This is a genomic window from Mycobacterium sp. NGS69, assembly GCF_059812165.1.
On record NZ_JCALCD010000001.1, the window covers coordinates 354032 to 380229 of the forward strand.

26 protein-coding genes are annotated in these 26198 nt (G+C 66.8%); 11 read left to right on the top strand and 15 right to left on the bottom strand.

All coding sequences use genetic code 11. The features are described 5' to 3' along the window. The first annotated feature begins 19 nt into the window (after positions 1-19). From AC5Y2S_RS01890 to AC5Y2S_RS01905, 4 genes are read left to right on the top strand one after another with little or no spacing between them, the layout of a single operon-like run. On the top strand, positions 20-1009 hold the full coding sequence (locus tag AC5Y2S_RS01890) for a Zn-ribbon domain-containing OB-fold protein (protein ID WP_499953438.1): 990 nt from the start codon (positions 20-22) through the stop codon (positions 1007-1009). A 15-nt stretch (positions 1010-1024) separates the two neighbouring features. Next, positions 1025-2086, top strand: coding sequence for a thiolase family protein (locus tag AC5Y2S_RS01895; RefSeq protein WP_499953439.1), 1062 nt, complete (start codon positions 1025-1027; stop codon positions 2084-2086). Then, positions 2086-3279 (top strand): thiolase family protein, encoded by a 1194-nt coding sequence (locus tag AC5Y2S_RS01900; RefSeq protein ID WP_499953440.1) that lies wholly within the window; start codon positions 2086-2088, stop codon positions 3277-3279. Before AC5Y2S_RS01895 ends, AC5Y2S_RS01900 begins: the two co-directional genes overlap by 1 nt. Next, entirely contained in the window at positions 3276-3683 is a 408-nt protein-coding gene (locus AC5Y2S_RS01905; RefSeq protein WP_499953441.1) for a nuclear transport factor 2 family protein, read from the top strand. The genes AC5Y2S_RS01900 and AC5Y2S_RS01905 overlap by 4 nt, the downstream gene beginning before the upstream one ends. Here the strand turns inward: AC5Y2S_RS01905 and AC5Y2S_RS01910 are convergent. After that, complete coding sequence (locus tag AC5Y2S_RS01910) at positions 3680-4204, bottom strand: gamma carbonic anhydrase family protein (RefSeq protein ID WP_499953442.1); 525 nt, start codon at positions 4202-4204, stop codon at positions 3680-3682. The two genes, AC5Y2S_RS01905 and AC5Y2S_RS01910, sit on opposite strands and share 4 nt — an antisense overlap. A 117-nt stretch (positions 4205-4321) precedes the next feature. On the opposite strand from AC5Y2S_RS01910, the gene AC5Y2S_RS01915 reads away from it, so the two are divergent. After that, positions 4322-5485, top strand: coding sequence for a 3-ketosteroid-9-alpha-monooxygenase, oxygenase component (locus tag AC5Y2S_RS01915; protein ID WP_499881641.1), 1164 nt, complete (start codon positions 4322-4324; stop codon positions 5483-5485). A 4-nt stretch (positions 5486-5489) separates the two neighbouring features. After that, positions 5490-5939, top strand: a complete 450-nt coding sequence (locus tag AC5Y2S_RS01920) for a hypothetical protein (protein WP_499953443.1) — start codon at positions 5490-5492, stop codon at positions 5937-5939. A 93-nt stretch (positions 5940-6032) separates the two neighbouring features. Here AC5Y2S_RS01920 and AC5Y2S_RS01925 read toward each other — a convergent pair whose 3' ends face one another. From AC5Y2S_RS01925 to AC5Y2S_RS01960, 8 genes are all read right to left on the bottom strand, one after another. Further along, positions 6033-7178 carry a sulfotransferase family protein gene (locus AC5Y2S_RS01925; protein ID WP_499953444.1) on the bottom strand — a complete coding sequence of 382 codons (1146 nt, stop codon included), beginning with the start codon at positions 7176-7178 and terminating at the stop codon, positions 6033-6035. Then, complete coding sequence (locus AC5Y2S_RS01930) at positions 7178-7960, bottom strand: SDR family oxidoreductase (protein WP_499953445.1); 783 nt, start codon at positions 7958-7960, stop codon at positions 7178-7180. Before AC5Y2S_RS01930 ends, AC5Y2S_RS01925 begins: the two co-directional genes overlap by 1 nt. Beyond that, a complete protein-coding gene (locus AC5Y2S_RS01935) occupies positions 7957-9084 on the bottom strand; it encodes a hypothetical protein (protein ID WP_499953446.1) in 1128 nt (375 codons plus the stop codon). Before AC5Y2S_RS01935 ends, AC5Y2S_RS01930 begins: the two co-directional genes overlap by 4 nt. An 87-nt stretch (positions 9085-9171) precedes the next feature. Further along, positions 9172-9387: a hypothetical protein gene (locus tag AC5Y2S_RS01940; protein ID WP_499954318.1), complete on the bottom strand. Its 216-nt coding sequence runs from the start codon at positions 9385-9387 to the stop codon at positions 9172-9174. 181 nt (positions 9388-9568) lie between these two features. Further along, positions 9569-10792, bottom strand: coding sequence for a PPE family protein (locus tag AC5Y2S_RS01945; protein ID WP_499953448.1), 1224 nt, complete (start codon positions 10790-10792; stop codon positions 9569-9571). Positions 10793-10908: 116 nt separating this feature from the next. After that, positions 10909-11967 (bottom strand): 4-hydroxy-2-oxovalerate aldolase, encoded by a 1059-nt coding sequence (gene dmpG, locus AC5Y2S_RS01950; protein ID WP_499953449.1) that lies wholly within the window; start codon positions 11965-11967, stop codon positions 10909-10911. Beyond that, positions 11964-12884: an acetaldehyde dehydrogenase (acetylating) gene (locus AC5Y2S_RS01955; protein ID WP_085201102.1), complete on the bottom strand. Its 921-nt coding sequence runs from the start codon at positions 12882-12884 to the stop codon at positions 11964-11966. Before AC5Y2S_RS01955 ends, dmpG begins: the two co-directional genes overlap by 4 nt. A 50-nt stretch (positions 12885-12934) precedes the next feature. Next, complete coding sequence (locus AC5Y2S_RS01960) at positions 12935-13720, bottom strand: 2-keto-4-pentenoate hydratase (protein WP_499953450.1); 786 nt, start codon at positions 13718-13720, stop codon at positions 12935-12937. Between the two features lie 74 nt (positions 13721-13794). On the opposite strand from AC5Y2S_RS01960, the gene kstD reads away from it, so the two are divergent. The 5 genes from kstD to AC5Y2S_RS01985 all read left to right on the top strand — a co-directional run bounded on the left by kstD (position 13795) and on the right by AC5Y2S_RS01985 (position 20159). Continuing rightward, positions 13795-15486, top strand: coding sequence for a 3-oxosteroid 1-dehydrogenase (gene kstD, locus AC5Y2S_RS01965; protein WP_499953452.1), 1692 nt, complete (start codon positions 13795-13797; stop codon positions 15484-15486). Positions 15487-15490: 4 nt separating this feature from the next. Continuing rightward, complete coding sequence (gene chsH3 / locus AC5Y2S_RS01970; protein WP_499953453.1) at positions 15491-16351, top strand: enoyl-CoA hydratase ChsH3; 861 nt, start codon at positions 15491-15493, stop codon at positions 16349-16351. 55 nt (positions 16352-16406) lie between these two features. Next, on the top strand, positions 16407-18161 hold the full coding sequence (locus AC5Y2S_RS01975; protein ID WP_499954320.1) for a patatin-like phospholipase family protein: 1755 nt from the start codon (positions 16407-16409) through the stop codon (positions 18159-18161). Between the two features lie 149 nt (positions 18162-18310). After that, positions 18311-19282, top strand: coding sequence for an FHA domain-containing protein (locus AC5Y2S_RS01980; protein WP_499953455.1), 972 nt, complete (start codon positions 18311-18313; stop codon positions 19280-19282). Positions 19283-19313: 31 nt separating this feature from the next. Beyond that, complete coding sequence (locus AC5Y2S_RS01985) at positions 19314-20159, top strand: type IV toxin-antitoxin system AbiEi family antitoxin (protein WP_499953457.1); 846 nt, start codon at positions 19314-19316, stop codon at positions 20157-20159. A 58-nt stretch (positions 20160-20217) separates the two neighbouring features. Here the strand turns inward: AC5Y2S_RS01985 and ltp2 are convergent, their stop codons facing one another. From ltp2 to AC5Y2S_RS02015, 6 genes are read right to left on the bottom strand one after another with little or no spacing between them, the layout of a single operon-like run. After that, a complete protein-coding gene (ltp2, locus tag AC5Y2S_RS01990) occupies positions 20218-21387 on the bottom strand; it encodes a 17-hydroxy-3-oxo-4-pregnene-20-carboxyl-CoA lyase (protein ID WP_499903787.1) in 1170 nt (389 codons plus the stop codon). Further along, on the bottom strand, positions 21387-21788 hold the full coding sequence (locus AC5Y2S_RS01995) for a MaoC family dehydratase (protein WP_499903788.1): 402 nt from the start codon (positions 21786-21788) through the stop codon (positions 21387-21389). Before AC5Y2S_RS01995 ends, ltp2 begins: the two co-directional genes overlap by 1 nt. After that, complete coding sequence (locus tag AC5Y2S_RS02000) at positions 21785-22741, bottom strand: bifunctional MaoC family dehydratase N-terminal/OB-fold nucleic acid binding domain-containing protein (RefSeq protein ID WP_499953458.1); 957 nt, start codon at positions 22739-22741, stop codon at positions 21785-21787. Before AC5Y2S_RS02000 ends, AC5Y2S_RS01995 begins: the two co-directional genes overlap by 4 nt. Next, the gene (gene fadE29, locus AC5Y2S_RS02005; protein ID WP_499953460.1) at positions 22738-23901 is read right to left on the bottom strand and encodes an acyl-CoA dehydrogenase FadE29; all 1164 of its coding nucleotides are present in this window, start codon (positions 23899-23901) and stop codon (positions 22738-22740) included. Before fadE29 ends, AC5Y2S_RS02000 begins: the two co-directional genes overlap by 4 nt. Further along, the gene (locus tag AC5Y2S_RS02010; protein WP_499954322.1) at positions 23892-24905 is read right to left on the bottom strand and encodes an acyl-CoA dehydrogenase family protein; all 1014 of its coding nucleotides are present in this window, start codon (positions 24903-24905) and stop codon (positions 23892-23894) included. Before AC5Y2S_RS02010 ends, fadE29 begins: the two co-directional genes overlap by 10 nt. Continuing rightward, positions 24905-26158, bottom strand: a complete 1254-nt coding sequence (locus AC5Y2S_RS02015; RefSeq protein WP_499953462.1) for a cytochrome P450 — start codon at positions 26156-26158, stop codon at positions 24905-24907. Before AC5Y2S_RS02015 ends, AC5Y2S_RS02010 begins: the two co-directional genes overlap by 1 nt. Positions 26159-26198 lie beyond the last annotated feature (40 nt).

The following is a 26198-nucleotide window of genomic DNA, read 5'->3' on the forward strand; positions in this document are numbered from 1 at the left end:
ACCTGTTCTACTCGATGGCGTGACAGCCAGTTCGAGCAGCCCGACCCTGATGGATCATCCCGAGCCACCGCTCTCCGCGCCACTGACGTTGTCATTCGACTACACCCGTTCGGTGGGCGCCACGCTGAGCAAGTTCTTCACCGCGTTGCGTGACCGCCGCATTCTCGGGGTGCGCGGATCGGATGGCCGGGTGCATGTCCCGCCGGCGGAATATGACCCGGTTACCTATGAGCCGCTGGGCGAGATGGTACCGGTGTCGAGCGTCGGCACCGTCGCCTCCTGGACGTGGCAACCCGAGCCGCTGGAGGGCCAGCCGCTGGACCGGCCCTTCGCCTGGGCGCTGATCAAGCTCGACGGCGCGGACACACCGCTGATCCACGCCGTCGATGCGGGCGAACCCGGCGCCATCCAGACCGGGACCCGGGTGCACGCGCACTGGGCCGACGAGACGGTGGGCGCCATCACCGACATCGCCTACTTCGCGTTGGGTGAGGACGCCGAGCCCGAAGGGCCCGCCAGCGACCAGGACCCGGTCACCATGATCGTCACGCCGATCTCGCTGACGATTCAGCACACCGCCTCGCACGAGGAGAGCGCCTACCTGCGCGCCATCGCGGAAGGCAAGCTGCTGGGGGCGAAAACCGGCGAGAAGGGCAAGGTCTATTTCCCGCCGCACGGCGCGGACCCGGCCACCGGCCTGCCGACCACCGATTTCGTCGAGCTGCCCGACAAGGGCACCGTGACGACGTTCGCGATCATCAACATCCCGTTCCAGGGCCAGCGCATCAAGCCGCCCTACGTGGCGGCCTACGTGCTGCTCGACGGCGCCGACATCCCCTTCCTGCATCTGGTCGCCGACATCGACGCGCACGAGGTGCGGATGGGCATGCGCGTCGAAGCGGTGTGGAAACCCCGCGACGAGTGGGGATTTGGCATCGACAACATCGAGTACTTCCGGCCGACCGGGGAGCCCGACGCCGAGTACGACACCTACAAGCACCACCTGTAAAGGACCCAGCTGCACATGAGCGCTCGCAACGTTGCGGTCGTCGGCTTCGCGCATGCCCCGCACGTCCGCCGCACCGACGGCACCACCAACGGCGTCGAGATGTTGATGCCGTGCTTCGCCCAGCTCTACGAGGAGCTCGGCATCAGCCAGACCGACATCGGATTCTGGTGCTCGGGATCGTCCGATTACCTTGCCGGACGGGCATTCTCGTTCATCTCGGCGATCGACTCCATCGGCGCCGTCCCCCCGATCAACGAGTCGCACGTCGAGATGGACGCGGCCTGGGCGCTGTACGAGGCCTACATCAAGATCCTCACCGGTGAGGTCGACACCGCCCTGGTGTACGGCTTCGGCAAGTCGTCGGCGGGGATACTGCGGCAGATCCTGTCGCGGCAGACCGACCCCTACACGGTGGCGCCGCTGTGGCCGGATTCGGTGTCGATGGCGGGATTACAGGCCCGTCTCGGGCTCGACTCCGGCAAATGGACGCCCGAACAGATGGCCCAGGTCGCGCTCGACTCGTTTGCCTACTCCGAACGCAATGACTCGGAAAAACCGGCGAAGAGCATCGACGAACTGCTTGCCCGGCCGTTCTTCAACGACCCGCTGCGCCGGCACGACATCGCGCCCATCACCGACGGCGCCGCGGCCATCGTGCTCGCCGCCGACGGGCGGGCGCGCGAACTTCGCGAAAACCCGGCCTGGATAACGGGAATCGAGCATCGCATCGAAACCCCCATCCTGGGTGCTCGCGACCTGACGCAGTCGCCGTCGACGGCGGTTTCGGCCAAGGCGGCCGGCGGCGGCAACTCCTCGGTCGACGTCGCCGAGATTCATGCGCCGTTCACCCACCAGCATCTGATTCTGGCCGAAGCCATCGGGCTTGCCGGGACGACGAAGGTCAATCCGTCCGGTGGGGCGCTGGCGGCCAACCCCATGTTCGTCGCCGGGCTGGAACGAATCGGCTTTGCCGCACAACACATCTGGAACGGTTCGGCCGGGCGGGTGCTGGCGCACGCCACCAGCGGACCCGCCCTGCAACAGAACCTGGTCGCGGTCATGGAAGGAAAGAACTGATGGCCGGTGCAGGGGCACACCTCGCCGCGGTACTCGGTACCGGGCAGACGAAGTATGTCGCCAAGCGCAAAGACGTCTCGATGAACGGCTTGGTGCGCGAGGCGATCGACCGCGCGCTGGAAGACTCCGGTTCGACCTTCGACGACATCGACGCGGTCGTGGTCGGCAAGGCGCCGGACTTCTTCGAGGGCGTCATGATGCCCGAGCTGTTCATGGCCGACGCCATGGGGGCCACCGGCAAGCCGATGATCCGGGTGCACACCGCGGGGTCGGTCGGCGGATCCACCGCCATCGTCGCCGCCAGCCTCGTGCAGTCCGGAAAGTACCGCCGCGTGCTGGCGATGGCCTGGGAAAAGCAGTCGGAATCAAATGCCATGTGGGCGTTGTCTATTCCGATCCCCTTCATCAAGCCGGTCGGTGCCGGCGCGGGTGGTTACTTCGCCCCGCACGTTCGCTCCTACATCCGCCGTTCGGGTGCCCCGCTGAACATCGGTGCCATGGTCGCGGTCAAGGACCGGTTAAACGGCGCCCGCAACCCGCTGGCCCATCTGCACCAGCCCGACATCACCGTAGAGAAGGTGATGGAGTCCCCGATGCTGTGGGACCCGATCCGCTACGACGAGACCTGTCCGTCCTCCGACGGCGCCGCGGCGATGGTGATCGGCAACGAGGAGATCGCCGAAGCCCGGCTGGCACAAGGACAACCGGTGGCCTGGATCCACGCCACCGCGTTGCGCACCGAGCCGCTGCAGTTCTCCGGGCGCGACCAGGTCAGCCCGCAGGCCGGGCGTGACGCGGCCGCCGCGCTGTGGAAGGCGGCCGGCATCACCAGCCCGATCGACGAGATCGACGCCGCCGAGATCTACGTGCCCTTTTCGTGGTTCGAGCCGATGTGGTTGGAAAATCTCGGGTTTGCCCCCGAGGGCGAGGGCTGGAAGCTCACCGCGGCCGGCGAGACCAAGATCGGCGGCCGGCTTCCGGTAAACCCGTCGGGCGGGGTGCTGTCGTCGAACCCGATCGGCGCGTCGGGCCTGATTCGCTTCGCGGAGTCCGCGATTCAGGTGATGGGCAAGGGCGGCGACCACCAGGTTCCCGGCGCGCGAAAGGCATTGGGCCACGCCTACGGTGGCGGTTCGCAATACTACTCAATGTGGGTGGTGGCCGCCGACAAGCCCGAAAAGGCATCGGCGTGACCGAGCACCCGGCCCACGAGGCCGGTCGCCGCTCGCGGGAGGCGGTCATCGCCAGGGACAAGGAGGCGTGGCTGGCGGTGTTCGCCGACGACGCGATCGTCGAGGACCCGATCGGGCCGTCGCCGCTGGATCCCGAAGGCAAAGGGCACCGCGGGCGCGACGCGATCTCGGCCTTCTGGGACAACACCATCGCCCCGACCACCAAGATCGAGTTCTTCTTCCGCGACACCTACCAATGCGGCAACGAGGAAGCCAACGTCGGGCACATCCTCATCACCACGGGCGAGTACCAGACCACCGCGGAGGGCGTCTTCACCTATAGGGCCAACGACGAGGGCCAGATGGTCGCGCTGCGCGCGTACTGGGAGATGGACCGCGCCATCGCGAATACCAAGAAGGTCTAGATCGGCTCCAGCCCAGCCAGGTGCCGTTGCGCGAGGTCGCGATAGGCCTGCGGGTTGACGTTGATCCACATCTCCGCGCCCGTCCCGGCAACGGGGCCCTTCACCTGCGCCGGCGCGCCGACGGCCAGCATCCCGGCCGGTATCTGGGTGCCCGCCAACACCAACGACCCGGCGGCGATCAGGCTGCGCGCGCCGATCACCGCGCCGTCCAAGACGGTGGCGTGGTTGGCGATCAGCGCCTCTTTCCCGACGTGAACGCCGTGGATCACGCACATGTGCGCCACCGTCGCGCCCGGACCGACGTCCACCGGGATGCCGGGCGGCGCGTGCAACACCGATCCGTCCTGGACGTTGGCGCCTTCCCGCACGACGATCGGCCCGTAGTCACCGCGCAGCACGGCGTTGAACCAGATCGACGCCCCCGCCTCGACGGTGACGTCACCGATCAGGGTGGCGGTCGGGGCCACGAACGCTGTCGGATCGATCCGCGGCGACCGGCCCTCGAAAGCAAACAGCGGCATCGTCTAGATATACCGTGCGCCGACGCGCCCGCGGTAACCCGGCTAGACCAGCGGTCATTGCGCCATCGAGCCCAAAAACTGTAACGTGTTCTAGTTAGAGAGCACTGGAGGTGACTGGTGAGTACCGACACCAAGGCGGCCGGCATCCGGGAAATCGATCCCGGCGACCTGCCGACGAGATATGCCCGCGGCTGGCACTGCCTGGGCGTCGCGAAGGACTTCCAGGACGGCAAGCCGCACTCCGTGGACGCTTTCGGCACCAAGCTGGTGGTTTTCGCGGACTCCCACGGGGACCTCAAGGTGCTCGACGGCTACTGCCGGCACATGGGCGGCGACCTGTCCGAGGGCACCATCAAGGGCGACGAGGTCGCCTGCCCGTTCCACGACTGGCGCTGGGGCGGCGACGGGCGCTGCAAGCTGGTGCCGTACGCCAAGCGCACGCCCAAGACCGCGCGCACCCGGTCGTGGGCCACCGACGTGCGCGGCGGCCTGCTGTTCGTCTGGCACGACCACGAGGGCAACCCGCCGGACCCCGCGGTCCGGATCCCCGACATCGCCGAAGCCCACAGCGGGGAGTGGACCGAATGGCGGTGGAACCGCATCCTCATCGAGGGATCCAACTGCCGCGACATCATCGACAACGTCACCGACATGGCGCACTTCTTCTACATCCATTTCGGGTTGCCGACGTACTTCAAGAACGTCTTCGAGGGCCACATCGCCTCGCAGTACCTGCACAACGTGGGCCGGCCCGACGTGGACGACCTGGGCACGTCTTACGGTGAGGCGCACCTGGATTCGGAGGCGTCCTACTTCGGGCCGTCGTTCATGATCAACTGGCTGCACAACAGCTACGGCGGCTATAAGGCCGAGTCGATCCTGATCAACTGCCACTACCCGGTCACGCAGAACTCGTTCGTGCTGCAGTGGGGCGTCATCGTCGAGAAGCCAAAGGGCATGGACGAAAAGATGACCGACAAGCTCTCTCGTGTCTTCACCGAAGGTGTCAGCAAGGGATTCCTGCAGGACGTCGAAATCTGGAAACACAAGACCCGGATCGACAACCCGCTGCTGGTCGAGGAGGACGGCGCCGTCTACCAGCTGCGCCGCTGGTATCAGCAGTTCTACGTCGACGTCGCCGACATCACGCCGGAAATGGTGGAGCGCTTCGAGATTGAAATCGACACCACCCGTGCCATCGAACATTGGAATGTCGAGGTCGAGGAGAACCTGAAGGCAAGGGAATCCGAATCCGCCGAGGTTCCCGCCGAGCAACACTAGGACCATGCCCGACGATCAGCCGGCAGTACCGGACGTCGATCGGCTCGCCCGATCGATGCTGATGCTGCACGGCGATCACCACGATCACAAGGAATCGCCCGCGCGAGACGGCGGGTCCGGATCCTGGTCCAAGTCAAGGGATTTCGCCAACGACCCGCAACGCGCCGCCGCGGTCGCGGAGGCCAGCCGCGCCGATCGCGAGCGCTACCTGACGTCGGGGCTGCTGCCGGTGGACTGCCGGTTCTGCCACGTCACGGTCACGGTGCGCAGGCTGGGCCCGGGTCACACCGCGGTGCAGTGGAACACCCAGGCGGCGCAGCGCTGCGCGTATTTCAGCGAGATTCGCGAATCCGGCGGCGACACGGCCCGGGCGCGCGCCTGTCCGAAGCTGGGGGACAGCATCGAGCACGCCGCCGCCGAGGGCTACCTGGACCACCCGGACGATCCGGACTAACCTCCCCGCGCAGTCACATTCGCCACATGTGCCCGTGTCCGGGCCGGCGCAGAGGTGGTGCGGCAGCCGTGACCAGCTTGAGCAACTCGCGGATTACAGCCCCGCGAACTGCTCCTTGACGACCTCGGCGGTCAGGCCGTAGTCGGCCAGGGAGTACTTGTGCTTGGGAGCCCGGGCGCCGGTCTGACTCTCGGCGTGACTGTCCTCCATGGCCTTTCGCGCCTCATCGGTCAGCGGGATAGCGAAGTGCCGGTATACGTTGGCGACCGTCCCGAGCGGGTCGGCGATCAAGTCGTGGTAGTCGACGTCGTAGAACTGGGCCGGATCGTATTTGGCGCGTGCGGTGTTGAACAGCCGCAGACCGCGCGACCAGGTTTCCATGTTGTCAGCACCGATCTGGGCGCCGGAGAAGGTCGTCGACCAGCCCTCGGCGGTGTGCTGCGCCAACGAGCACATCGACGCCAGGATCGTTTCCACCGGCCGGTGAGTCTGTATCACCAGGGCATCGGGATAGGTCGCCATCAGCGCATCGAGCGCAAACAGATGGCTGGGATTCTTGAGCACCCAACGCTTTTCGATGTCATTGAGGCCGATCAGCTGAAGGTTGCGGCGGTGCCGCTGGTATGACGGCGTCCAGTCCTGCTCCGACAGCCAGCGCGAATAGGTGGGCAGGTGCGACAGCGTTTCGTATGAAACCGAATGCAGCGACTGCCGCAGCAGCTGCCAGCACTCCTCCAGCTCGTAGGCGGCCATGAAGTGCAGGCCGGTGTACTCCGGGTTCTCCGAGTGAGCCTTTTCGAACTGGGCATTCAGCGCGCTGTACCAGGGGTTTTCGTCCCAGGTGTCGCGGGGCGGCCGCGGCTGGGGAAACTCGGCCAGCCACAGGTGCAGGCCCTGGTGTACCGGGTCGGCGCCCAGCAGGCGGTGCAAGATCGTGGTTCCGGTGCGCGGCAGGCCGGTGACGAAGATCGGCCGCTCGATGGCCACGTCGACGTACTGCGGGTACTGCTTCCATGCCGACTCGGAGAACAACCGGGCCACCAGCGCGCCGCGCAAGAAGAACCGATTCATCTTGCTGCCCAACTCAGTGAGGCCCGCGTCACGCTGATAGGAGTCCAACAGCACGCCCAACGCCTCGCGGTAGTTGTCGTCGTCGACGCCGAAGTCGTCGAGCCCGCACAGCTTGGTCGCCGACGCTTGCAGGTCCTCGACGGTGCCGACGTTGGTCCGTTGGGTCATCAGGTGTGATACTCCCCGCAGTTGACATCCAAGCACTGCCCGGTGATGCCGCTGGACAGGTCGCTGGCCATGAACAGAATCGCCGAGGCCACCTCGTCCTCGGTCGGCAGTCGCTTGAGGTCGGAGTTGGCCGCGGTGGCCTCGTAGATCTGCTCGGCCGTGGTGCCGTACTTGCCGGCCTGATGGTTGAAGTAGGCCTGCAGCGTCTCACCCCAGATATAGCCGGGGGCAACGGAATTGACGCGGATCCCTTTCTCGCCCAGTTCGGTCGCCAACGACTGCGACATGGATAGCAACGCGGACTTGGCCATCTTGTAGGCGCCGTATTTGGCCTGCGAGTGCCGCAGCACCATGGAATTGACGTTGACGATCGATCCATGCGCCTGTTCCAGCGCCGGGGTGAAGGCCTGGATCAGCCGCAACGCGCCGAGGGCGCTGAGTTCGATGGCATCCCGGATGTGCTGAAAGCTGGTCGCCGCCAACGGCTTCATCGAGGGCACCCGGAACGCGTTGTTGATCAACACGTCAACCTTGCCGTAGGCCTCGAGCGTGGCATCGACCAGGTTGCTCACCTGGTCGTCCTCGGTGATGTCGGTGGGCACCGTCGTCGCGCGCCCACCGGCGTCGGCTATCTGCTTGGCGACGTCGTCCAGGCGTTCCGGCGTGCGGGCCGCCAGCACCAGATCGGCGCCCTCCCGCGTGCATCGGTGCGCCAGCGTGGTGCCCAAGCCCGGGCCCACGCCGCTGATCAGCACGACCTTGCCTTCCAACAACTTCGTCATCCCAGCATCCTCGCCTGAATTTGTTGCTGCCGCAGCGTAATTCGCGCGCGCCAGTCGTCCTCGGAGATCTTGTTGTGGTCGAAATACGGCAACTTGCTAGGTACCCCGTCGAGGTCGACCAGCTCGACCGTCGGACCGTCGGCGTCGGTGAGCTCGCGCGACACCCGCTGCCAGCGGAACTGCAGATAGCCGCGTTTGTGGCCGAGCGTCTCGACCCAATTGGTCACGCCCGGATTCTGGTCGGCAACCACGATGCGCACCTTGCCGTCCGGATCCGCTTGCGCCTGAGTGTTGTTCAGCGAGGTCTGGTGGTTGATGTAATCCAGCGAGATGTACCACAGGCTGCCAAGCTGGAAGCCGAGGTAGGGCGCATCGCTGACCGGAATGGTGATCACCAGGGCCTGGTCTGGCCGCAGATCCCAGTGCCCGACCGACGAGTACTGCGTGGCCAGTCCGCCCGGTGTCAGCCGAGGTGCCACCATGGTGTTGACCGGGAGCTTGTCATAGAACCACTGGGGAAATTGCAGCCAGGTCTTCACGCGCTGAACCAGCTGCTTTCCCGCTGTCGCGTAACGCCTTTCGATCATTTCGCGAGTTAGCGGCGGCGGGGCGGTGCCAGCAGTATCGGTTCGGGCGATCGCCAGGGTGCCGCGCTGCGCCGACCAGTCGCCGTAGACCTCGCGCATCACCAATTGACCCGCGCTGGTGGGACGCACCCGCCACTCGAAGCTGCCGTCTTCGGCGATGTCGAGCTCTCGGTCGTCGAACGCGGCCTGGCTGGCGGGAACGTTGTCATCGGTGTACTCGCCGCCGAGCAGTTGGAAGCTCAGGTCGGTGGTCGTGCCGCGCCTGCCGGTGACCACGTACTCATGGCCCGCATGCACCCGGGTGCCGAAGTAGAGGGTGTCGGGGTTGTCGAGGCCCATCTTGGTGAACGGCCCGGTACCCGACTGCAGGAACGGATGGTCGCGGTCGTAGTCGAAGGCGAGATGCTCGCACGCGGCGATGCAGCCACCCAGATATTGCAGTCCTTCGAGCAGGTCGGCTTCGGTCTCGATAAACGGTGCGGCCGCGACGAGTTTTTCGGCTTCGGCGATGGCTTCGTTGAGGGGATCAGAGAACACGCCTAAACCTAGAACGTGTTCTACTTTTTAGTCAATGGCGAACGTTCCCGCGCGTCGTCCACGGCATTTAAAGACGACACCCGCTCACTAGGGCACGCACTGCTGGGACAGGTCGATCAGGTGCTGCCGCACGTCAGGATGGCGACTCAGGTAGTCCATGACGTTGCCGCCGCCGCCCTCGGCCTGAGATTTGGCCTGCAACTGCTGCTTCACGTCCGGATGCCGGGTCAGGTACGAGTCGATGGATTGCCCTACGGTCTGATCGCATTGGGGATCCGCGTTGGCCAGCGGCAACGCGACCATTACCGGGGCGACGCTCAGTGCCCCGGCGGCAACCAGGCCGCACAGTCCGCGCCGAAGAGGGCTGAGATTTTTTACGGTCACCGGATCCCTCCTTTGCCAGAGACGTCGCGATCAACACTACCCGCGGCTTCCATGCGCGGACTGCGCTCAGCGCCTGGTACCCGGCGTGCCGTGGCGAAGGCTAGTTGGCCCGGGCTTCGGCTTCCGGCGCGTCGTCGAGCGCCAGCGCCACTCGCTCGCGCTCCCCCGCCTCCGCCGGTGTCTCCGCGGCCTTGGGCTCGGCCGCCGAAATCTCCGCGGCCGGCCCCGCCGCGGCCTGTGTCGCCCCGAGAGGTGTGGCGGCCACCGGAATGGCTTCCTCCACTTCCGCGGCCACCGTTTCCTCCACCGGAGGCGCTGCGGGCGCGGTCTCCTCCGCGGCCTTGGCCGGCGGAATCGGCGGCGCGGACGGCCCGGTCGACGAGCTCGACGCCCCCATCGCGGCGGACGCCATCATCATCGCCCCCATGCCGCCGGCGCCGAGCATGCCCATGCCGGGGGCAGAGCCGCCGCCACCGCCACTCACGGCACCGGCGTTCGCCGCGCCAACGTCTCCGGTGCCGGCGTAGCTGCCGCCGGTGGCTGCGACGCCCGCGTTGGGATCGGCGGTGCCGACGCCACTCGCGTAACCGCTGTCCGCGCCCCCGGCAGCGACCGCACTACCGGCCGTGTCACCTCCTCCGCCGCCGCCGGCAGCGCCGCTACCGGCGGCCACGCCGCCCCCACCGGTCCCGCCGTTCGCGGCCGCCCCGCCCGCGCCGGCGGTGGCGGTGCCACCCGCCGGGCTCGAGCCGCCGGCGCCGGCGCCGGCGCCGATGCCACCGAGGCCGGGCAGGCTCGGAATCGCCGGCAGGCTCGCCTGACCCGACAGCAGTTGCCCGGCCGCCGCCGACGCCCCGCCGTGATAGCCCACCATCGCCGTCACGTCCTGGGCCCACATCTCGAGGTAGTTGAACTCGGTCTCAGCGATCGCGGGCCAGTTCTGCCCGAACAGATTGCTCATCACCAGGTTGACCAGGCCGTTGCGGTTGGCTTCCACCTGCAAGGGATGCACCGTCGCCGAGAGCGCGGACTCGAACGCGCTGACGACCGCCTGGGCTTGGGCCGCAGCCCCGGCCGCCTGCGCAGCCGCCGCATTCAACCACCCGGCGTACGGAGCGGCCGCAGCCGCCATCGCCTGCGCGGCCGCACCCTGCCAGGCCTGGCCGGCCAGCGTCGACGTCACCGACGCGAACGACTGGGCGGCAGACGACAGCTCAGACGCCAGCCCGTTCCACGCCGCCGCGGCTTCCAGCATCGGAGCCGAACCGGCGCCCGAGTACATCAGGAGCGAGTTGATCTCCGGCGGCAACGTGAAAAAACTCATCCGAACCCCTCGAGCATGCAGTCGATGGAACAACGCTAGGCCAAGGCCGACGAAGGATCAGTATCTTCGCCGTTTTCAAACAATTCTAAGCCAAGCGCCCGTGCCGGGGAGAGGCGTTAATGCGTGACGACCGCGCCGCTCTCTTGCTCGCGTTTGATCTCCAGCGCGATGTCGATGAGCTGGTCTTCCTGGCCCCCGATGAGCTTGCGCTGGCCAGCCCGGTGCAGCAGCGCGTGGGCGGGCACGCCGTAGCGCTCGGCCTGCCGGACGGCGTGCTTGAGGAAGCTGGAGTAGACGCCCGAGTAGCCCATGATCAGGGCGTTGCGGTCCAGCACGCATTCGGCCGGCATGGCGGGGCGCACGACGTCCTCGGCGGCGTCGGCGATGTCGAAGAAGTCGATGCCGGTCTTCACGCCGATCTTGTCGAACACCCCGATCAGGGCCTCGACGGGTGCGTTGCCCGCACCGGCCCCGAACCGCCGGCAGGAGCCGTCGATCTGCTTGGCCCCGGCGCGGACGGCCTCCACCGAGTTGGCCACGCCCAGGCCGAGGTTTTCGTGGCCGTGAAAACCGACCTGGGCGTCGTCGCCCAGCTCGGCGACCAGCGCGCCCACCCGGTCGCGCACCCCTTCGAGGACCAGCGCCCCGGCCGAGTCGACCACATAGACGCACTGGCATCCGGCGTCGGCCATGATGCGCGCCTGGGCCGCGAGCTTCTCCGGCGGAATGGTGTGGGACATCATCAGAAAGCCGACGGTTTCCAGGCCCAGCTCGCGGGCCAGCCCGAAGTGCTGGATCGATACGTCGGCCTCGGTGCAGTGGGTGGCGATCCGGCAGATCGAGCCGCCGTTGTCCTGGGCTTCCTTGATGTCCTCTTTGGTGCCCACCCCGGGCAGCATCAAAAACGCGATCTTGGCCTCTTTGGCGGTCTCGGCCGCGAGCTTGATCAGTTCCTGCTCTGGTGTCTTGGAGAACCCGTAGTTGAAGCTCGAGCCGCCCAGCCCGTCGCCGTGGGTCACCTCGATGACGGGGACGCCGGCCGCGTCCAGGGCGGCCACGATGGCGCCCACCTCGTCCTTGGTGAACTGGTGGCGTTTGTGGTGCGACCCGTCCCGCAGCGACGTGTCGGTCATCCGCACGTCCCAGATCGGGTTGAAGAAAATGTCGGTAGTCATGCTTGTGCTCCTCCCGCCGTCGCCGACAGGGATTCCTTCGCGATCTCCTCGCCGACCTTGGTGGCCGCCGCGGTCATGATGTCGAGGTTTCCCGCATACGGCGGCAGGTAGTCCCCGGCACCCTCGACCTCGACGAAGGTGGTGACCAGGGCCTGGCCGCCGGAGTTGAGCGACGGGTCGTCGAACTGCGGCTCGTTGAGCAGCCGGTAGCCGGGCACGTAGGTCTGCACCTCGGCGACGACGTCGTGGATGGACTTGGCGATGGCGTCGCGGTCGGCGTCCTCGGGGATGGCGCAGAAGATGGTGTCGCGCATGATCATCGGCGGGTCGGCGGGGTTCAGGATGATGATCGCCTTGCCGCGCTTGGCGCCGCCGATGGTCTCCACACCTTTGCTGGTGGTCTTGGTGAACTCGTCGATGTTCGCGCGGGTCCCCGGACCGGCGGACACCGAGGCCACCGACGCGACGATTTCGGCGTACGGCACCTCGACGACCCGGGAGACGGCGTAGACGATCGGGATGGTCGCCTGCCCGCCGCAGGTGATCATGTTGACGTTGGGCGCGTCCAGATGCTCACGCAGGTTCGCCGGCGGGATCACCGCCGGGCCCACCGCGGCCGGCGTCAGGTCGATCGCCCGGATGCCCGCGGCCGCGTATTTCGGCGCCGCGTCCCGGTGCACGTAGGCGCTGGTCGCCTCGAACACCAGGTCGGGTTTCTCCGGCTGCGCCAACAACCAGTCGACCCCCTCGTGGGTGGTCTCAAGACCCAGCTTTCGGGCCCGCGCCAGGCCCTCGCTTTCCGGGTCGATGCCCACCATCCAGCGCGGTTCCAGCCAGTCCGATCGCAGCAGCTTGTAGAGCAGGTCGGTGCTGATGTTTCCCGACCCGACAATGGCCACACTCGCCTTGGACGGCATGATGCTCCTTTTCGAAGCTTTAAATCGACTGATTCAAAACTAATCCGTGCTTATTCAAACGACAAACGCACCGAACCGAGGCCCGTAAAGTCGGCGACGAACTCGTCACCGGCGCGCGCATCGATCGCCCGCGTGCACGATCCCGGTAACACGATGTCACCTTTTCGCAGCCGCACCCCGAAGCTTTCCACCTTGCGGGACAACCACGCGACCGCCGTGACGGGGTTGCCCAGCACGGCGTCGCTGCGGCCCTCGGCGATCACCTCGCCGTTGCGGGTCAGCACCGCGTCGATCGCCTTGACGTCGATGTCGCCCGGCGACACCCTCGCCTGCCCGAGCACGAAGCCCGCCGACGAGGCGTTGTCGGCGATGGTGTCGCACAGCGCGATCTTCCAGTCGGTGATGCGGGTGTCGATCAGCTCGATCGACGGCACCAGCGCCTCGGTGGCCGCCAACACGTCGTCTTCGGTGCACTCGGCGCCGGGCAGGTCGTCGGACAGGATGAAACCGACCTCGACCTCCACCCGTGGATACAGGTAGCGGCCCGCCTTGACCGGGATTTCCTCGAACACCTGCATCTCGTCGAGCAGGTGGCCGTAGTCCGGCTCGTCGACCCCCATCATCTGCTGCATCGCCAGCGACGACAGGCCCACCTTGTGGCCCAGCACCCGGGCGCCCTCGGCGACGCGCTGACGGATGTTGATCAGCTGAATCTCGTACGCGTCGACGACGTCGATGTCCGGGTAAGCGGCGGTCAACGGTCTGATGGGCTCCCGGCTGCGCTCGGCTTGCGCCAGGTCGGCGGCCAGCTCGTCGCGGATCGCAACACTGAGCATTTCCCGGAAGTCCCCTTAGTTCGTTTGACCGGGCCGGTAGCGCCCAACCCGGGCAATTCTATAACGTGTTCTACATGACAGGGCAGGAGTACGACGTCGTCGTGGTCGGGAGCGGCGGAGCCGGCATGGTTGCCGCCCTTGCCGCCGCGCACCGTGGCCTTTCGACAGTAGTCATCGAGAAGGCCGCGCATTTCGGCGGCTCCACCGCGCGGTCCGGGGGCGGGGTCTGGATTCCGAACAACGAGGTGCTCAAGCGCGACGGTGTGCGGGACACGCCGGAGGCCGCCCGGACCTACCTGCACGGAATCATCGGCGACATCGTGGAGCCGGAGCGCATCGACACCTACCTCGAGCGCGGACCCGAGATGCTCTCCTTCGTGCTGAAGCACACACCCCTGAAGATGTGCTGGGTGCCGCGCTATTCCGACTACTACCCCGAGGCGCCGGGCGGCCGCGCGGACGGGCGGTCGATCGAGCCCAAGCCGTTCAACGCCCGCAAGCTCGGCGCCGACGAGGCCGGGCTGGAGCCCGCTTACGGCAAGGTGCCGCTGAACGTCGTTGTGATGCAACAGGACTACGTGCGCCTGAACCAGCTCAAGCGGCACCCGCGGGGCGTCGCGCGCAGCCTGAAAGTGGGCGCGCGCACCATGTGGGCCAAGGCGACCGGCAAGAACCTGGTCGGCATGGGCCGGGCGCTGATCGGGCCGCTGCGCATCGGGTTGCAGCGCGCCGGCGTTCCGGTGCAGCTGAACACCGCGCTCACCGACCTCTATGTGGAGGACGGCGTGGTGCGCGGGGTGTACGTTCGGGACTCGGCCGCATCGGAATCGACCGAGCCACAGCTGATCCGGGCGCGGCGCGGCGTGATCCTGGCCAGCGGCGGGTTCGAGCACAACGAACAGATGCGGGTGAAGTATCAGCGCGCCCCTATCACCACCGAATGGACCGTCGGGGCCAAGGCCAACACCGGCGACGGCATCGTCGCGGGCGAAAAGCTGGGCGCCGCACTGGATCTGATGGAGGACGCCTGGTGGGGCCCGACGGTGCCGCTGGCGGGCGCGCCGTGGTTCGCCTTGTCCGAGCGCAACTCACCGGGGTCGATCATCGTCAACATGTCGGGCAAGCGCTTCATGAACGAGTCGATGCCCTACGTCGAGGCCTGCCACCACATGTACGGCGGGGAATTCGGCCAGGGCCCCGGTCCGGGCGAGAACATCCCCGCGTGGCTGGTGTTCGACCAGCAGTACCGCGACCGCTACATCTTCGCGGGACTCCAACCGGGGCAACGCATCCCACGCAAATGGCGGGAATCCGGCGTGATCATCCAGGCCGACACCCTCGAGCAGCTGGCCGAGAAGGCCGGCCTCCCGGTGGCCGACCTGGTGGCGACCGTCGAGCGTTTCAACGGCTTCGCGCGCTCGGGCGTCGACGAGGACTACCACCGCGGCGAGAGCGCCTACGACCGCTACTACGGCGACCCCACCAACAAGCCGAACGCCAACCTCGGCGAGATCAGCCACGCGCCCTTCTACGCCGCCAAGATGGTGCCCGGCGACCTGGGCACCAAGGGCGGCATCCGCACCGATGTGCACGGCCGGGCGCTGCGCGACGACGGCAGCATCATCGAAGGCCTTTATGCGGCGGGCAATGTCAGCGCCCCGGTGATGGGCCACACCTACCCGGGACCGGGCGGCACCATCGGGCCGGCGATGACTTTCGGTTATCTGGCGGCGCTGCACTTAGCCGGCGGAGCCGGGGAGGGATAACGAGATGCCGATCGACGTCGACGTCGCGCTGAGCGCCGAGCTGGACCCCATCGAATTCTCCTGGGAGAGCAGCGATATCCAGCTCTATCACCTGGGGCTGGGCGCCGGCTCGGACCCGATGGACCCGCGCGAGCTGCGCTACCTGGTGGACGACACCCCGCAGGTGCTGCCGACGTTCGCCAACGTCGCCGCCACCTTCCATGCGACCAAGCCGCCGACAGTGCAGTTCCCCGGCATCGACATCGAGCTGGCCAAGGTGCTGCACGCCAGCGAGCGGGTCGAGGTGCCCGGGCCGCTGCCGCCGTCGGGATCCGCGAAGGCCGTCACCCGGTTCACCGACATCTGGGACAAGGGCAAGGCCGCGGTGATCTGGAGCGAGACGACGGTCAGCGCGCCGGACGGGACGCTGCTGTGGACGCAGCGGCGGTCGATCTTCGCCCGCGGCGAGGGCGGATTCGGCGGTGAGCGCGGGCCGTCCTCGTCGGACGGCGCGCCGGACCGGGCCCCCGACCTGGAGGTCGACGTGCCGATCCTGCCGCAGCAGGCGCTGCTGTACCGGCTCTGCGGGGACCGCAACCCGCTGCACTCCGACCCCGAATTCGCCGCCGCCGCAGGGTTTCCCAGGCCGATCCTGCACGGCCTGTGCACCTACGGCATGACCTGCAAGGCGATCACCGACGCGGTGCTCGACGGCGACGCCGGCGCGGTGGGCGCCTACGGCGCGCGGTTCGCCGGCGTGGCCTTCCCCGGTGAGACCCTCAAGGTCGGCATCTGGAAGGAGAACGGCCGCTTCGTGGCCAGCGTTGTCGCGCCGTCGCGCGACAACGCCGTCGTGCTCAGCGGCGTCGAGCTGGTCCCCGCGTAGCGCCTTTGCGCCGTGCGGACTACCGCTAAACGGCGCAATATGCTTTCGTCCTTTCATGGTCGCTGAAGGGCAGTCGCCCGAACCGCGTGCGGCCGATGAGCGAACCGCACTGCGGAGCATTCCGATATTCGCCGAGATCGACGACGAACAACTCGACCTGCTCACGAAGACCGTAGGTCGCCAGCACGTCCCCGCCAACGAGTGGCTCTTTCACATGGGAGACCCGTCGGACGCCTTCTATGTAATCGCCTCGGGACGATTCGCGGCCATCGGCCGCGACGGACAGGTGCTTCGTGAGATGGCGTCCGGGGACTCGATCGGAGACCTGGGCGTGATCACCGGCGCCGCTCGCTCGGCCGGGGTACGAGCCCTTCGGGACGGCGTCGTCTGGAGGATCGCCGCCGACACGTTCAGCGAGGTGCTCGCCAAGGCGCCGCAATTGCAATCGGCGATGTTCCGAGCGATGGCGGTGATGCTTCGCGAGTCACGAGCCGCCAACGTCTCTCGCGGTCGCCGGGTCGTCGGCGTGGTGTCGACCGGGGATGCGGTCGCGGCCCCGATCGTCGATGCGATCGCGACCCGGCTGAGATCGCACGGCCAGGCGGCCGTCGTCGCGCCGCCGGTCGAGACGACGGCCGCGGCCAATCATTACGGTCAGCTCGTCGACGCGTTCAGCGAGACCCTCGACCGCGTCGAGCGAAGCAACGATTGGGTCTTGCTGGTGGCCGATCGGGGCTCGGGTGACAGCTGGCGACGCTACGTCACCGCGCAAAGCGACCGAGTCGTGGTCCTTGCCGATCAAACCCATCCGCCGGAAGCGCTTGAACCACCCGTGACGCAAGGGCCGGTCCACCTGGTCACTTGCGGCGTCGTGCCGGACCCGAGCTGGTGGGACCTGCTGCAGCCGGTCTCGCATCACCCCACCGACGACGACGGCATCGGTGCCCTGGCCCGCCGAATCGCCGGCCGATCTCTCGGCCTCGTGCTGGGGGGTGGTGGCGCTCGGGGCCTCGCGCATTACGGGGTCTACGAAGAGCTCACCCGGGCGGGCGTCGTCATCGACCGGTTTGGCGGGACCAGTTCCGGTGCCCTCGCTGCCGCTACCTTCGCGCTGGGTCTGGACGCGCGGGAGTGCACCGCGGCGGCACGGAAGTACGTCGCAGAGACCAGGCCGGTCAGCGACTACACGATCCCCGCGATAGCCCTCACGCGAGGTCGCCGTGTCGACCGTCTGATAGAAGGATTCTTCGGCAGTAGGACCTTGATCGAGCATCTGCCGAGGGAGTTCTTTTCCGTCTCCACCGACATCATCACGGGCGATCAGATCGTCCATCGGCGTGGGCTGCTGTGGATCGCCGTGCGCGCATCGATCTCGATACCCGGCCTCCTGCCGCCAGTGCAGCAGGGGGAACGGCTGCTCGTCGACGGGGGATTGATGAACATCCTGCCGGCCGACGTGATGTGCGCCGACCCGGACGGTGAGGTGGTATGCGTCGATCTGCGCACGACTTGGGTGCCATCGAAGGGCTTTGGCCCGCTGCCGGCGAAGCTTCAGCCTCCCGCGTTCGTCCGGCGGCTCGTGACCGGGACGGATGTAGCCCTGCCACCGCTGCAAGACACGTTGCTTCGCAGCGTCGAACTCGCGGCCCCCAAGTGGAACCTGCGCGAGCTCCCCCGAGTCACGGCGATCATCGAGCCGGACGTCTCAGCGATCGGTCCGTTGGACTTCAAGAACATCGATGCCGCCCTCGAAGCCGGGCGGATCGCAGCCCGCAGAACCCTGGAAGCGCAGCCGTCGCTCGTTCGCTGAGGCTGTACTATTACGCTGCAGCCAACGGCTCAGCATCTTCAGATGGCAGACGCTTAGTGTGTGCACAGGGTGGTCAGGGCGGGCGGGGCAGACAACGACGAGTCTCGCTCGCGCACGCGGCCGTTCGAGTGCGGCGAGGCCATTAACCCATGGGCTCCGATTGGTGGGACAAGCCGCTTGCCAATCTCGTCATGCACTTGAATGGCGGCGAGAAGATCGTGCCGATCTTCGATCAACTATTCGTCGGCCGTCAGTGCGCGGGCATCGACGAACAGCGCCGGCTGGTCATTCCCGATCCGAACATCTCCCGCAACCACCTCGAGATCCGCTTGGACGTCACCACCGACCGGGCCTACCTCATCGACACCAGCACCAACGGAACGTTGCTCAACGGCATGCCGCTGGAGCGCGCCGTGCAGGTCCCCCTCAAGCCCGACGACCGGATCTCGGTGGGCGACGTGGTGCTCATCTTCCGGTCGGACCGGTTCAACGCCGCCGGGGTGACCAACACCAGCCCGACCCTGACCCGGATCGTCGAGGAGACCATGGTGATGGTGGTCGGCGATATCACCAACTACTCGACGATCTCAGAGGTCACCGATAACCAGGTGATCGCCCAGAGCCTGAACCATCTTTGGCACGAGCTCAACCGCGCCCTGCGCGCCCATCTCGGAACGCTCAATCACTACGCCGGCGATGCGCTGTATGCCGTCTGGGAGCTGCGGACGATTCCGAAGGCAAATGAGCTCGCGATCGACTTCGCGCTCGCCGCGAACCAGATGGTCGAGGAACTCGCGCCCACGCTGCCGCTGCGTTCGCCCGACGGTTCGCCGATCCGCATGGGCTGGGGCGTGGTGCAGGGCCGGGCCGCGATCGCCGCGATGACGAGGACGGTCACGGCCGTCATTGGCGACGCGACCAACGTGGCGTTCCGGTTGGCCGGCATCGCCGGACGGGCCGGGCGCCCGGCCGTGATGGTGAGCACCGGCGTTCACGCCGCCGTCGAGGCGCAATACGACTGGGGGCAATCCGAGCAGGTAGAGATCAAGGGCCGGCGCGGAATGGAGACGGTGTTTCCGGTCGTCGCGCGTTCCGTAGGTGGCGGACACGCGGTGAAGTGACGTTCGCCGTGACACGTGGAACGCTGCCGTCATGGCGGAGCCGTTCATCGGCAGCGAGGCGGTAGCGCATGGGCACATCGTCAAAAGTGCGCTGCGGACTCGATATACGAAGTTGTTCCGCGACGTCTATGTCACTCCTGGTACCGAGCTGACTCCACTCGTTCGCGCCCGCGCGGGATGGCTCTGGTCGCGACGCCGCGGCATCGTTGCCGGACTGTCGGCAGCCGCACTGCACGGCTCCGAATGGGTAAACGTCAATGCGCCGCTTGAGATCCTTCACAACAACCGGAGTGCGATGCCAAACCTGATCGTCCGGGGTGACCACATCGACGACGGTGAGGTCGCGCTTATTCACGGCATCCCGGTGACAACGCCGGCTCGGACGGCACTTGATTTGGGCTGCTGGTACTCGGTCACCGAGTCGGTCGCGGCGATCGACGACCTGCTTCGGGCGACAGATTTGAAGACGGCCGAGGTCGAGACCCTGATGGACCGCTACCACGGCCGGCGAGGGGTCCACATGGCCAGGACCGCGATCCGTCTTGCAGACCCCGGAGCCCAGTCGCCCAAGGAGACGTGGCTTCGGCTGGTCTTAATACGCGCCGGCCTGCCCAGGCCGCAAACCCAGATCGCGGTCCAAGACGACTTCGGCGAGATACTCGCCTACCTCGACATGGGTTGGGAGGACCTCAAAGTCGCAGTTGAGTATGACGGCGAGCAACATCGCAATGATCGGCGGCAGTACACCTGGGATATCCGGCGGTTGGAAATGCTCGAACGTCGTGGGTGGATTGTCGTGCGGGTGGTCGCTGGCGACCGGCCTGCGGACGTCGTACGCAGAGTTCGAGCCGCGTTGGCCCGTCGAGCGTCGCGCTAGCGTGGCTCTCGACGCCGACAGCTGCGCTAGCGCGACGCTCGGCGTGAACGCGGCAAAGCTAGCCGAGGATCAGGCCCGACGTGGGCACACCCGTCCCCGCGGTGACGAGCACGTGCTCGACGTCGGGCACCGGGTTCACCGAGGTGCCGCGCAATTGCCGCACACCTTCGGCGATGCCGTTCATGCCGTGGATGTAGGCCTCGCCGAGCTGGCCACCGTGCGTGTTGATGGGCAGCCGCCCGCCCAGCTCGACCGCGCCGTTGGCGATGAAGTCCTTCGCCTCGCCGCGACCGCAGAAACCCAACTCCTCCAACTGAATCAGGGTGAAGGGCGTGAAGTGGTCGTACAGGATGGCGGTCTGAATGTCGGTCGGCTTGAGACCGGATTGCTGCCACATCTGCTGACCGACCAGCCCCATCTCGGGCAGGCCTATCTCGTCGCGGTAGTAGCTGACCATCGTGTACTGGTCGGGGCTGGAACCCTGCGCCGCCGCCTCGATGATCGCCGGCCGCTGCTTGAGATCCTTTGCCCGCTCCGGGGAGGTCACCACGATCGCGACCGCGCCGTCGGTCTCCTGGCAGCAGTCCAGCAGCCGCAGCGGCTCGGCGATCCACCGCGAATTCTGGTGGTCCTCAATGGTTATCGGCTTCTCGTAGAAGTACGCCTTCGGGTTCTTGGCCGCGTGCTTGCGGTCGGCCACCGAGATGGCGCCGAAGTCCCGGCTGGTCGCGCCGGACCAGTGCATGTAGCGCTGCGCGATCATGGCGACCTGCGCCGCCGGCGTCGACAGCCCGTGCGGATACGAAAAAGCGTTGTCGGCCGCGGTCGAATCGGCCTGCACGCCGGCATTTCCCACCAACCGGGTCTGGACCTGACCGAACCGCATACCCGAGCGTTCGTTGAACGCGCGGTACGCGACCACGACGTCGGCCACCCCGGTCGCAACGGCCATCGCCGCATGCAGGATGGTGCCGCAGGCGGCGCCGCCGCCGTAGCCCGTCTGGGCGAAGAACTTCAGGTCACCGATGCCGGTGGCGCGTGCCACCGCGGTCTCGTTGTTGGTGTCCATCGTGAACGTGGTCAGCCCGTCGACGTCCGACGGTGAAAGGCCGGCGTCGTCCAACGCATCCAGGACAGCCTCGGCGGCCAGACGCAGCTCGCTGCGACCGGAGTCCTTGGAAAAGTCGGTGGCGCCGATGCCGACGATGGCGGCCTTACCCGACAACATCAGGCACCCCCGATCGTCAGCGTCACGTTCGCGATGACGTGATCGCCAAGGCTGTTGCGGCCGAACACCTTCAGCGTGATCAGGCCGTCGTCGATGGCGGTCACCTCGCCGGAGAAGGTGACGGTGTCGTAGGCATACCACGGCACCCCGAGCCGCAGCCCGATCGACTTGATCAGCGCCGACGGCCCGGCCCAGTCGGTGACGTAACGCTGCACCAGCCCGGTGTCGGTCAGGATGTTGACGAAGATGTCCTTGGAGCCCTTGGCCTGCGCCAGGTCCCGGTCGTGGTGCACGTCCTGGAAATCCCTGGTGGCCAGGGCCGTCGAGATGATGAAGGTGGGGTCGCCGTACAGCTTGAGCTCGGGCAACTTGGTGCCCACTTCAACAACAGGCGCGCTCATGCTTGATCTCCCAAGGACTCCCACGCGTAGAGGCTCCACTCCGGGCCGGAGTCACCGGCCGGGAAGTCGATATAGGTTGCGCGAACCGGCATTCCGATCTTTATCTCGGCATGGTCGACGCCGCGCAGCTCGCCGAGCATACGAACGCCCTCTTCCAGCTCGACAAGCGCGATCACGAAAGGCAGCGTACGTCCCGGCACCTTCGGCGCATGGTGCACGACGTAGCTGTACAACGTGCCACGGCCGCTGGCCACGACGTAGTCGATGGGTTGGGCCTTGTCCTGCCACACCGCCGGCACCGGCGGATGCTGCAGGCTGCCGTCGGGCCGGCGCTGAAGCCGCAACTCGTGCGCTTTGACGCCCTCCCAGAAGAAGGCGGTATCCCGCGACGACGCCGGACGCATCATGGTATCGGGATCGAGGTCCTCGGGCACCGAGGACGGCGCGGATTCGCGGGGCTTGAACTTCAAGATTCGCCAAGCCATCTCGGCCACGTCTTCGTCACCGACCCGCCAGGTGATGTGCTGGTTGATGAAGTAACCCTCACCGAGGCCGGTCTGCTTGGGGCCGACCACGTCGCGCATTTCGGAATGGATGGTGACCTGCTCACCGGGACGCAGATAACGGTGATAGGTCTGCTCACAGTTGGTGGCGACCACCCCGATATAGCCCGCGTCGTCGAACAGCTTCATCATCGGGCCCATCGGATCGTCGGTGGGGCGTTCACCGCCCTGCCCGAACATCGTCCACACCTGGATCATGGCCGGCGGGGCCACAATCCCGGGATGACCCGCGGCCTTGGCGGCATCCTCGTCCACATAGATCGGGTTGCGGTCACCGAGGGCCTCGACCCAGTTGTTGATGATCGGCTGATTCACCGGATCCCGGCCCGCGCGCGGCGCGGCGACGACGGTGGCGGTGATCTCCGCGACCGCTTCAGCGATATCCGTCATCGAGGCACCCTCGGCACCTTGAGGCCCGCCGCCGCGATCATCTCTCGCATCACTTCGTTCACGCCTCCACCGAAGGTGATCACCAGGTTGCGCTTGGTCTGCGAATCCAGCCAGCGCAGCAGCTCGGCGGTGTCCGGTTCCGCCGGGTTGCCGTACTTTCCGACGATCTCCTCGGCAAGCCGGCCGATGTACTGAATGCGCTCGGTGCCAAACACTTTCGTCGACGCGGCGTCGGCCACGTTGATGTCCTCGCCCGCGGCCGCGACCTGCCAGTTCAGCAGCTCGTTGATCCGCCACATTGCGTAGATCTCGCCGAGCGCCCGCTTGACGTCCTCGTGATCGATCGGAGTGACGCCGTCGCCGCCCGGCTTGGACGCCCAGGCGTGCAGCCGGTCGTAGATGCCGGCGGTGCGGCCCGCCGGGCCGAGCATGACCCGTTCGTTGTTGAGCTGGGTGGTGATCAGCCGCCAGCCGCCGTTCTCCTCGCCCACCAGCATGTCGGTGGGCACCCGCACGTCGTTGTAGTAGGTGGCGTTGGTGTGATGGGCGCCGTCGGACAGGATGATCGGCGTCCAGGAGTAGCCGGGATCCTTGGTGTCGACGATCAGGATCGAGATGCCTTTGTGCTTCATGGCTTCCGGGTCCGTGCGGCAGGCCAGCCAGATGTAGTCGGCGTCGTGCGCCCCGGTGGTGAAGATCTTCTGGCCGTTGACGATGTACTCGTCGCCGTGGCGCACCGCGGTGGTCCGCAACGACGCCAGGTCGGTACCCGCCTCGGGTTCGGTGTAGCCGATCGCGAAGTGCACCTCGCCGGCCAGGATGGCGGGCAGGAACTTCTTCTTCTGCGCCTCACTGCCGAACTGCTGCAACACCGGACCGACCGTCTGCAACGTCACCGCGGGCAGTGGCACGTCGGCCCGATGCGCCTCGTTGACGAAGATCGACTGCTCGATCGGGCCGAAACCCAAGCCGCCGAACTCCTTTGGCCAACCGACGCCGAGCTTGCGGTCCTGGCCCATCCTCCGGATCACCGCACGGTAGGCCTCGTTGTGGCGGTCCTGCTCCATCGCCTTCATCTCGTCGGACGAGATCAGGTTCGAAAAGTATTCCCGTAGTTCCGCTTGCAGCTGACGCTGCTCCGGAGTCAGGTCTATGAACATTGCGCTCCCACCAGGTCGAGACGATGAGAAGAACCGCCCAGCAGCCGGGCCAAGTCTTTGATCGTGGAGTAGTACCGGTGCATCGGATAGGTGATGTCCATGCCCATCCCGCCGTGCAGGTGATGGCAGGTCTGCATCACCGGCGGCGCCTGCGACGTAACCCAGTATCCGAGGACGTCGAGGTCGCTGTCGGCGTCCCGGCCCTCGGACAGCCGCCACACCACCGACTTGGCGGCCAGATCGATGGTGCGCGAAGCGATGTAGACCTCCGCGAGCTGCGCGGCGACGGTCTGGAAGGTGGACAGCGGCTTGCCGAACTGCTTGCGGTTGGCCACGTAGTCGGCGGTCAATCGCAGCGCCCCGGCGACCAGCCCGTCGGCGTACGCGCCCGTCGCCGCCAATGCCAGCTGGTTGACCCGGTGCGCCGAAGCGCCCGCCAACACGTCCGAATCACCAACCGCCACACCGTCGAACGTGACCGTGTACTCGTCCGAACCGTTCGAGGTCGGCGTGCGCTCCAGCCGCACACCGTCGGCCTTGGGCGACACGACCACGACGGCGCTGTCGGTGGTCACGATCATCCAATCCGCTTGCTCGGCGTAGGCCACACCGATCTTGACGCCCGACACCCGGCCGTTCGCGAACGTGACGCCCGGCCGGTCGGGCAGCGCCGTGCCCGGCTCGTTGAGCGCCGCGGTCAGCACCCCGCCCTTGGCGACCCCGGCCAGGAAACGGTCCTGTTGTTCCTCGGACGCCAGGTCCAGCAGCGACACCACCCCGAAGCCGAGCGTGGCCAACGCCGGCGTAATCGCGCCGTGGCGGCCGACTTCCGTCAGCACCGTGGCGACCTCGGGCAGGCCCACCCCGTCGCCGCCGAGGCGTTCGGGAACCGGCAGCGCCGTCAGGCCGCCGCTGACGAGCGCCTCCCACGACAGATCCCGGTCCAGCACCGACGTCGCCACGTCGGCGACGGCTTGCTGCTCGGCGGTGAGGTCGAAGTCCATCAGTGGTTCACCGGGCACTTACCGGTGTAGTCCACCTGCCAACGCTTGATGCCGTTGAGCCAACCCGAGCGCAGCCGCTCCGGCTCCGAGATCGGCTTGAGGTCGGGCATGTGATCGGCCACGGCGTTGAAGATCAGGTTGATCGTCAGTTTGGCCAGGTTCGCGCCAATGCAGTAGTGCGCGCCGGTGCCGCCGAAACCGACGTGCGGGTTGGGATCCCGAAGGACGTTGAAGGTGTACGGGTCGTCGAAGATTTCCTCGTCGAAGTTGGCCGACCGATAGAACAGCACGACCCGTTGACCCTTCTTGATCTGCACGCCGGAGAGTTCGTAATCCTCCAGAGCGGTCCGCTGGAAACACGTGACGGGGGTGGCCCAGCGGACGATCTCGTCGGCGGCGGTCTCCGGGCGCTCCTTCTTGAACAGCTCCCACTGGTCGGGGAATTCGGCGAACGCCATCATCCCCTGCGTGATGGAGTTGCGGGTGGTCTCGTTGCCGGCCACGGCGAGCATCATCACGAAGAAGCCGAACTCGTCGTCGGAGAGCTTTTCCCCGTCAATGTCGGCGTTGATCAGCGTGGTGACGATGTCCTCGCCGGGCTTTTCGGCCTTGATGGCGGCCATCTGCATCGCGTAGTTGAGCACCTCGAACGACGACGTCTTGGGATCGATGTCGGCATACTCGGGATCGTCGTTTCCGGTCATCTCGTTCGACCAGCGGAACAGCTTTTCGCGGTCCTCCTGCGGCACCCCGAGCAAGCCCGCGATCGCCTGCAGCGGGAGTTCGCAGGACACCTGCTCGACGAAGTCGCCGGAGCCGGCGGCCGCCGCGTCCCGGGCGATCTTCTGGGCGCGCTCGCGCAGCTCGTCCTCCAGGCGCCCGACGGCCCGCGGGGTGAAACCGCGGGAAATGATCTTGCGCAGCCGGGTGTGGTGCGGCGCGTCCATGTTGAGCATGACGAACCGCTGCAGCTCGATGTCCTCACGCGCGATGTCGTCGTTGAACCGGGGGATCACGCAGTTCTCGTAGCTGGAGAACACGTCGCTGCGCCGGGAGATCTCCTTGACGTCGTTGAGCTTGGTGATCGCCCAGAAGCCGCCGTCGTTGAAGCCGCCGCCGTGGCCCGGCGCTTGCTCGTTCCACCAGATCGGCGCAGTCGCGCGGACCTCGGCAAACTCTTCGACCGGAATCCGCTCCGCGTAGATGTCGGGGTCGGTGAAATCGAACCCGGGCGGAAGGTTGGGGCTGGGCACGCTACTTCTCCTTTAACTGCTGGTCCCTATGCTGGTCTGG